At 37.2% G+C, this 9,656-nt stretch carries 6 protein-coding genes; all 6 read left to right on the top strand.

The features are described from left to right. A partial coding sequence (locus ABD792_RS13605; RefSeq protein ID WP_345006794.1) for a T9SS type B sorting domain-containing protein occupies positions 1-1,235 on the top strand: 1,235 nt, incomplete at its 5' end. A gap of 9 nt (positions 1,236-1,244) precedes the next feature. Then, positions 1,245-2,165: a PorP/SprF family type IX secretion system membrane protein gene (locus ABD792_RS13600; protein ID WP_345006793.1), complete on the top strand. Its 921-nt coding sequence runs from the start codon at positions 1,245-1,247 to the stop codon at positions 2,163-2,165. Between the two features lie 10 nt (positions 2,166-2,175). Then, positions 2,176-4,116 carry an OmpA family protein gene (locus tag ABD792_RS13595; RefSeq protein ID WP_345006792.1) on the top strand — a complete coding sequence of 647 codons (1,941 nt, stop codon included), beginning with the start codon at positions 2,176-2,178 and terminating at the stop codon, positions 4,114-4,116. Between the two features lie 466 nt (positions 4,117-4,582). After that, on the top strand, positions 4,583-5,503 hold the full coding sequence (locus tag ABD792_RS13590) for a DUF4347 domain-containing protein (RefSeq protein ID WP_345006791.1): 921 nt from the start codon (positions 4,583-4,585) through the stop codon (positions 5,501-5,503). Positions 5,504-5,627: 124 nt separating this feature from the next. Beyond that, positions 5,628-8,417 carry a hypothetical protein gene (locus ABD792_RS13585; protein WP_345006790.1) on the top strand — a complete coding sequence of 930 codons (2,790 nt, stop codon included), beginning with the start codon at positions 5,628-5,630 and terminating at the stop codon, positions 8,415-8,417. A 20-nt stretch (positions 8,418-8,437) separates the two neighbouring features. After that, positions 8,438-9,656 (top strand): hypothetical protein (locus ABD792_RS13580; protein ID WP_345006789.1); only part of this gene is annotated, 1,219 nt, incomplete at its 3' end.

Here is a 9,656-nt window from a genome sequence, read left to right as displayed (position 1 = left end):
TGGACGAGACAGATCCGGATTACCCTACAGGCTATGTGCAGACCGAGGGAGACGATCCGACGCACGTGACGACAGTTGTGGGAGCAGATACCGATGCGGGCAATGATGGGTACTATATTTGTATTCAGCCGCCGGTGCCACCTAGTGATAACTGCTGGGACAACTACGTGTTCAACGATACGACCTGCCAGTGGGATAACACGGGCACTCAGCCAACCGAGCCAACGCCTGTAAACTGCTGGGACAACTACGTGTTCAACGATACGACCTGCCAGTGGGATAACACGGGCACTCAGCCAACCGAGCCAACGCCTGTAAACTGCTGGGACAACTACGTGTTCAACGATACGACCTGCCAGTGGGAGAACCAAGGCATCACCACCACCAACGTGAACGATGCGGACTGCGACGGCGTGCCAGCGGACATCGACTGCGACGACAGCGACCCGACGGTGACAGATTCATTAGTAGATGACGATGACGGTGATGGTGTGCCAAACTGTCAAGATATTTGTCCAGGCTTTGATGATGCGGTTGATACAAATAATAATGGTATTCCTGATGGTTGTGAGCTGGATTTAGAAGTAACTAAAGATGTAAATGTAGATGAAGCTACTATAGGAGATGAAGTTGAGTTTACAATAACCATTACTAACCATGGTTCGTTTTCCGCTACAAATGTTATTGTTGAGGAAATATTGCCTTCAGGATATAATTATATTTCTTATACAGCAACAAGCGGAACTTTTGATAATGTAATAGGGCAATGGACAATAAGTGAGATACTCTCAGGTGAAGCGGAAACATTGTCTATAATAGTTGAAGTATTAAATGTTACTGACTATGAGAACACAGCAACTTTAATAGGGGTTGATCAAAATGATTCGAATCCAAATAATAACTCTGATAGTGCAACGATTGGTACAGTCTTAGAAGCTGATGATTGTTTAACAGTGTTTAATGAGTTTAGTCCTAATGGTGATGGAGTAAATGATACGTTTGTGATTCAATGTATTGAAGACTATCCAAATAATACTTTAGAAGTTTATAACCGTTGGGGTAATTTAGTTTATAAATCTAATGGTTATCTCAATGATTGGGATGGAACTTCAAACGGACGAGCTGTTATAAATCAATCAGATAAATTACCTGTAGGAACCTACTACTATATTTTTACATATGAAAAGGATGGTATAACTAATTCAAAAGTAGGTTGGTTATATATTAATAGATAACAATTAAAAATGACACAGAAAGTTTTTAATAAAATTATAATATTAGGTTTGATAATGTTCATGTATCAAAATCAATATGCACAACAGGATCCTCAATATACACACTATATGTATAATACCATGAGTGTGAATCCTGCTTATGCAGGCCAAAGGGAAGTATTTAGTGTTACAGCATTGTACCGCACCCAATGGGTTGGCATTGAAGGGGCTCCTGATACTCAAACTCTAGGAATTCATGGTCCATTGAGAAATAAAAAAATAGGCTTGGGTCTATCTATTATTAATGATAAACTGGGACCATCAAGTGAAGTGTATGCAGAAGCAAATATGTCCTATACCATTCCATTTAATGATAGGTTTACTAAATTATCATTTGGTATTAAGGCAGGTGTTCATCATTTAGGTATTGATTGGAGCAAAGGACAATTCCAAAAACCTGACTTAGTTTTTGAAGAAAATTTAGATTTATGGGCACCAATGATAGGTGCAGGAATATATGTACACTCCAGAAAATGGTACTTAGGTTTTTCCGTTCCTAATTTTATGACTACCGAGCATTATGACGATTATGTTCAATCAGTTGCTGCAGAAAGGTTGCATTATTTTTTGATTGGAGGTTATGTATTTTATTTAAGTGACAACTTAAAGCTCAAACCCGCTTTCTTGGTAAAAGCAGTTTCTGGTGCACCACTTATTGCAGATGTTTCAGCAAACTTGTTGATTATTGATAAAATCACAGCAGGTTTGGCTTGGAGATGGGACGATTCGGTAAGTGCATTGGTTGGCTTTCAAATTACAGACAACTTACTTATAGGTTATTCCTATGATTTAACAACAACAAAATTGGGCAATTACAACTTAGGCACACATGAGATATTATTGAGATTTGAATTATCAAAGCGTAGAATGTTATCTCCAAGATTCTTTTAAAATGTCAGATATGAAAAAAATAATATATATAGTTGTTTTGGTTTTTGTCACTTCATTTGTCTATGCACAGAAGGGAAGAGTTAGAGCTATGGAAAATGATTATGAAAACTTTGCTTATGTAAAGACCAGTGATGTATTGTTGAGAGTTGCCGAAAAGGGATATAAATCTGTAAACCTTTTCGAAAAATTGGCCAATTCCTTTTATTTTAATAATAAAATGGAAGAAGCAGTCAAATGGTATGGGGAATTAATGGCTTTAAATGAAGAAGTTGATCCCGAGTTATATTATCGTTATGCACAGGCTTTAAAATATATTGAAAGATATGAAGAAGCCGATGCATGGATGCAAAAATTTCATGAACTAAACACAGAAGATTCCAGAGGAAAAGCTTTTATAAACAATGTAGATTATTTAAAAATCATTGAGAACAATACCAATGATGATATTGTTTTACATAACTTAAGTATTAATTCTGAAACTTCAGATTTTGGAACTTTTCAATTAAACAATCAAATTGTTTTTGCATCCTCAAGAGGTAATGGTAGAAAATACAAATGGAATGAACAGCCATTTTTAGATTTATATTCAGCAGAAAAAGAAGGAGACACCACTTTTACCAATGTATCAAATTTTGATTCAAATTTAAATACAAAATTTCACGAATCTACACCTACATTTACCAAGGATGGTAAACGAGTGTATTTCACAAGAAACAATTATTATCAAGGGAAATATAGAAAAGATGACAACAATATTAACCGATTAAAATTATTTAGAGCAACAATCAATGATGCCGGAGAATGGGGCAATATTAAATCTATACATTTTAATAGTGATGAATATAGTGTAGCGCATCCAACTTTAAACCCAGATGGAACAAGATTATATTTTGCATCTGACATGCCAGGAACAATTGGTCAAGCAGACCTTTATGTGGTAGATGTAAATGAAGACGGAAGTCTTGGTGAACCAAGAAATTTAGGTACTGAAATTAATACAGAAGGTAAAGAAACATTTCCTTTTATGAACGATCAAGGAGATCTATATTTTTCTTCAGATGGCTATCCAGGTCTTGGTGGTTTAGATATTTACATTATTAGGGATTTTGAAAAACTTTATCAAGAAAATAACGAACTTATAAAAGGAAATTTAGCAAAACCAATTAACAGTCCACAAGACGACTTCGGGTTTTTCGAAAATCTTTCTACCAAACAGGTCTTCATATCATCCAATAGACCTAACGGAAAAGGAGACGATGATATTTACACCTTTACCATTCCGGAATGTAAACAAACAGTTGAAGGTTTGGTAAAGGATAAAATCAATTTAGAACTGTTGCCAAATTCAATGGTGACTTTATTTGACAAACAGGGTCAAAAAATTAAAGAAGTAGTAGTTGGGGATGATGCTTATTTCAATTTTAGTGTAGATTGCGAAACGGAATACCTTGTAAGAGCGGAGAAAGAAACCTACACCCCAGACGAAAAACGTTTTACTACCCCAAATAAAAGCCAAGAACTTAAACTAGAATTATTGCTGGAAAAAGATGAATATGAACTTAAAGTTGGTGACGATTTAGCAAAAGTTTTGGACATACCTATTATTTATTTCGATTTTGATAAGTATAATATTAGGTACGATGCAACAGTAGAATTGCAAAAAGTTCTTGAGGTTATGACAGAATACCCAACTATGATAGTCGATATTAGAAGTCATACAGATTGTCGAGGAAGTTATAAATATAATGAAACATTGTCCGATAACAGAGCAAAATCCACAAGACAATATCTAATAGAAAAAGGAATTGAGCCAGAGCGTTTAACAGCTAAAGGCTATGGTGAATATGAGTTGGTAAACAATTGCGGGTGCGAACCAGATAATTATTCAACCTGTAGTGAAGTAGAGCATCAGCTTAACAGAAGAAGTGAATTTATTATTGTAAAAATTTAATAAACAAGGTTTTGTAACATTTGTTGTAAGCAAATCTTATAAACGAAAAAAATGAACATGAAATCGAAAAAAATGAATTGAATACATATAAATATTATAATTTGGTGTATATTACTATTAGAAATTAATAGCATTTGACGAATTTTTAGTTGATATTTAAATTTAAGGGATTAATTATAACTTTTCAACTTCATTATTCATTCGTTTTATAAATTTTTTAAGACACAATAAATTACTAGGTGCATTATGATAGTGTATATATATTATGCATGCATAAAATAAAATGAACTAACTAAAGAAACTAATTAGTGTATTTTGTAGTTGAAGTCATCTTTTAGGAAATAGAAAAAGTCAAGATGGGTTCGTTATTATTAGTAATAGAATAATAACTATTATAAAATTATTTGATAAAGCGATTATACACTAGTCTAAATTTTATTTAATTGAAAAACTAGGATTATTAAAAATGGCAAAAAATTACTTTAAATCTTCCATAACATTAAACCCATTTCATGGTTTAACATTTGTTATATGGTTATTGGCTTGCACGCTAAAAATATATGCTATCACCAATACAGAACAATTAAAGGATAGCTCTTACAATAATTTAACTGAACAAACAATATTTTATGTAGACTCGAGTTTGTATGATAAGGAATTTTTGCAAAACGAGATTAAGTGTTCTAATGGAGACGTTTCTACATACCATGTGTTTTCCCACGGAAAACCGGGTGAGTTGTTTATCAACGGCGATTGGCTTAATTCATTCGAAATAGAACGATTTCTTAAATCAAGAATTCAAGGTCTAAAATCGGCAATCAATCACATCAATATCTACGGCTGCAACTTCGCCAAAGGCGAAAAAGGAAAACAAGCGGTTGCTTATTTAGAGGCGGCTCTTGGTGTTTCTGTAGCCGCTTCCGATGATATCACTGGCATTGATGGCGACTGGGAACTGGAAATAACTGCCGAGGCAAACCCTGTGCGTTCAATCGCCGTGCCCGGGTGGAAACACAACCTACAGACCGCGTCGCTGTCTGCCACCAAGACGTCGTCGGTGGATTTCGCGGTTGTGGGCGAGAGGATCCAGTACACGGTAGATGTGACCAACAACGGTGACGCCACCGCCACCAATCTGGTGGTCAACGATCTGTTGCCGGAGGGTGTGACGTATGGTCCGGGCACCGCCTACATGAACCCAACGATCCAGACCGAGGATTTCGAGGCTGGCGCTGGGGGCTGGACAGGGTCTGCGGGTAATGGTAAACCCCCGGTGGTGATGATTCCGGACGCATTTGTTTTGGAAAACATAAAAATTAGATCATTTTTTGTATTATTTGATGAGTTATTTATTCCATTAAAAAGAATTAATGAAAACAAAAGCTAAATCCACGGATGACATATAGTTATTCGGACATACAGATTCTATACAAGCTTCCACTTGCACTTTGCTGTGAGGGACACTCTTTACTATATAATTTTATAGGACCATTAAATTTAAAATTATCATTATGATTACACTTTTTACCAACTTTCGGCAAATAAGTAGATTCCTATCATGTATCAGTTTTACGCTCCTCTTTAGTTTTTCTGCCTTTGGAGAAGGAACTCCTCAACTTTCACCTACTGTTAATGACTTGGTTCTACTAAGCATAGCTTCATTTTCCGGCGTTGCAAGTGATTTTGCATATTATGGCACTAATGGGACAACCCAAGGTTTGTGCTTTGAGGTAAAGGATGCTAGTGAAATAGTCTATTTGGGACTAGGGCTTGAGGTGAATGCTGATGGTAATACAGGAACAAGTCCGGGATATAGTTTTAGAATTGTTAATTCATCTGGTATGGTGGTTCATACTGGTGCAGTAACTTCTGGAAATGCAAATGGCACCAATTATAATCAACTGGTAAATGGGCCAAATATCGGAACGATGACAGGAGGATATAATATAACTAATAGTCAATATGTCTTTAATCCAACAGCTGCTGGCACTTATTGCATAGAGTTTGATGCAAATACTTTTACGTCAACAACTTTAGGAGGAGGATTTTTGAAAAATTTTGATATAAGCATTGCAAATGTTGCTGGAAATGTCATTCCTGGTAGACTTTATTCACAGAATTGGGCATTGAGAACGCCATGTAATTCATCTTTTGGTTGTACAGGAGATTTTTTTGCAAAAGCATTTGAAGGAAAAGTATATGTCTTAACTGATGATAATTTTGTTGAATCTATAGATTTTGCAGGTTCTGGATTTAGAGGTTTAGGTTTTAAATTGGCATTTAATGGATCGGGTCCTGGCACTTCAGGTGATCCAGTACTTGATAGAAGGTCTTTAAATGGAAGTATTTTAACTAACCCAGATTTTAAAATATTTGTAAATGATCCTGATCCTAACTGCTATGATGCGCCTGTTTTAGGAGATATTATTGGCTCACCAAGTATTGTGAATCAATCAATAAGTTGTGATGCTATGTCAAATTTTTGTGTTGATGTTACAGTTAGCGAGCCTGGCCTTATTCAGGTTCTATTTGATTTTAATCTTGGAGATGAAGCATATACGGATGGCACTACAGATAGAATTCTTACATATAGATTTGTTGATGGAGGTCCATTAACTCATTGTATACCTTGGGATGGTCTAGATGGACTCGGAAATGCAGTAGATGTGAATAGCTCTGTTCCTATTTTAGTTACTTACTATCAAGGGGAGGTACATTTTATGAAGAGTGATTTAGAATATAATAATCCAGGTTTTGTCGTAGCATTGGAGCATCCTATAAGTGGCAATTTTCAGGGTAATCATTATTGGGATGATACAAATATCGATGCTTCTGGAGACGATGATGCCAATATAGATATGGATAATAATCCAGCTACAAATCCCCCAGGGATGGGATTAAATCCACCTTTTGTAGAATTATCGGGTCAAACTCAACCTGCTCATATTTGGAATAGAAATACGACTTCTTACACCATTGGTTATGGAGAAAATAATGTAATCAATACATGGTGGTTTGGTCATGCTTCTGTAGAAGGTCCGCTGGCATTGACTCCATGTCCAGTAGTAACCTGTGATCAGGATGCAGGTACAAATGGTACCTTACAGATATGTGAGGGCGAGACGGTAACGGAAGCCGAACTCTTTGCCTCCCTAGGCGGTACGCCTGATGCAGGCGGAACATGGAGCCCGGTTCTTGCAGGCGCAGGCACCTACACTTATACGGTAAGCGGTGCACCGGATTGTCCTGATGCCACAGCCACGGTGACGGTGAGCGAACAAGCGGCCCCAGATGCCGGTACGAATGGTACATTACAGATCTGTGAGGGTGAGACGGTAACGGAAGCAGAACTCTTTGCCTCTCTTGGCGGTACGCCTGATGCAGGCGGCACGTGGAGCCCGGTTCTTGCAGGCGCAGGCACCTATACTTATACGGTAAGCGGCGCGCCGGATTGTCCGGACGCGACAGCCACGGTAACAGTAATGGAACAAGTAGGGTATGACTTATGGGTATATCTTGAAGGTAGTTTAGTTGATGATCAAGGGCAAAACGTCTACAACAATACTACCATGAGAACCTCTTTAAATGATCTTAGGTTGTTACCAGGCCAAACAGGAGGTAGTATCTTTACTGGAACGCATTATATACCAGCTTTAGGAGCTACAAATCAATCATATAATATAAATCCTTGGAGCTATGATGGTGGGGAAGGTCCGTTGTATGATTCAGGAGGTGTTTTGGTTAGTGGAGACGCAGGATACCCTTCAACAGTTACAGATTGGGTATTGGTTTCATTTAGATCTAACCCCGAAGATGGTACAGAATTTCTTTGTAAAAAAGCTGCATTGCTGCATAACGATGGGCACTTGGAATTTGTAGGAGAAGAGTGTTGTACACTAGACCAGACCCAAAGTTATTATGTAGTTATTGAGCATAGAAACCATTTAATAGTAATGTCTCATCAGGCTGTTCCAATTGTAAATGGTGTATTAACCTACGATTTCAGAAACCAACAATCCTATATTAATGATCCTGTTGGAATAGGTTATGTAGGTCAAAAACAAATAACCACAGGAGTTTATGCAATGTTTGCAGGAAATGGTGACCAAGGAGATGCAATCATAAGTAGTGAAGATACCGACATAAATTCAAATGATTTTAATATGTGGTCGTTAAACAAAAACATGTTCCCGATATACCATATCCCAGATTATGATATGAATGGAGATATAAACTCTAATGATTTTAACCTTTGGGAGAAAAATGAAAATACAAGTGTAACATCGGTAAAAAGAGATTAAAAACTTCTAACCATAACATTATGAAAAATTTATTTAAAATTATTGCAAATAATGTAAAAGTGATTCTCACGCCTTTACTGTTTTTTGTAGCGGTTTTAGGAAACGGAGGTATTTTGAAAGCGCAAAATGCTACAACTACTTGGAGTGTAGGAGACGTAATCGTAGACTGTGCTACCGGGCAAGTATGCTACCCAATAATGGTACAGTCCGATATTAGCAATACCCAATTGTCCTATACTACATTGCGCTTTTTTTATGATTCTGCTTTGATGAATAATTTGACCATTTCAAGTGTTGAAAATACATACACAGTTGATTTGGTAGATCAATCATTTCCAGCTGTGGGAGATGAGTTTGGTTTTACTACAGATACAGGAGGGTTTCCACGTATTTCAATAACGCCAAACGTATCAAATTATTTGGATATTCAAAATGGGGTACCAACGCATGTGTTCGATTTGTGCTTTACCATTTTGCTTGACCCTATACCAGGAGAACTATGTAGCCCGTTAATATTTGATAACGAGCATACAACTGCTGGTACGGGGATTGCCAATGATGATGGTTATTTCTATGGAGATAAAGGTATTGCAACACAGTATGTCGTTGGAGGAGGAGGTTCGGCCGTTGCGGCAGATGATGAGGCCATACAATTTTTATGGACAGGAGATGTAGGGTTTGATGGCCAGTTAGATACCTTAGGAGAAACTGTGGGATCGGTGGCAACAACAGGATGTATACAAACAGGATGTCTTGGTAGTATTTCGGGGCAGGTTCTTGCGGATTCTGATGGCGATGGAATTGGCGATACGGCACTTGTTGGTGAAACGATTCAGTTGACTTACGCCGGACCTGATGGTATTTTTGGAAATGGAGATGATGTTGTAGTTTTAACAACAACTAGTGATGGTACTACAGATCTTGATGGAGATGGTTTTAATGAACCGGCAGGAAGTTATTATTTTGGAGATTTACTCCCAGGTGAATATTTAGTTGAAGAGACTGACCCAGTAGGGTATATTTCTGTTAGTGACGACGATACTATTGTTGACGGAGCAGATGATGGTGAAACAAACAATGGTAACACCAATGACAATATAATTCCAGTTTCTTTAGTGGCTGGAGAATATGATTCAGGTAACAATTTTGTTGATTTGTTGCCAAATCCAAGTATAGCAGTAGTTAAGGACTCACCGACCCAGGACACTTATAGTGCTGTAGGTGAGGTAATCAACTACA

Source organism: Snuella lapsa (assembly GCF_039539345.1).
GTDB lineage: Bacteria > Bacteroidota > Bacteroidia > Flavobacteriales > Flavobacteriaceae > Snuella > Snuella lapsa.
This window is presented reverse-complemented; position numbering and strand designations above follow the sequence as displayed.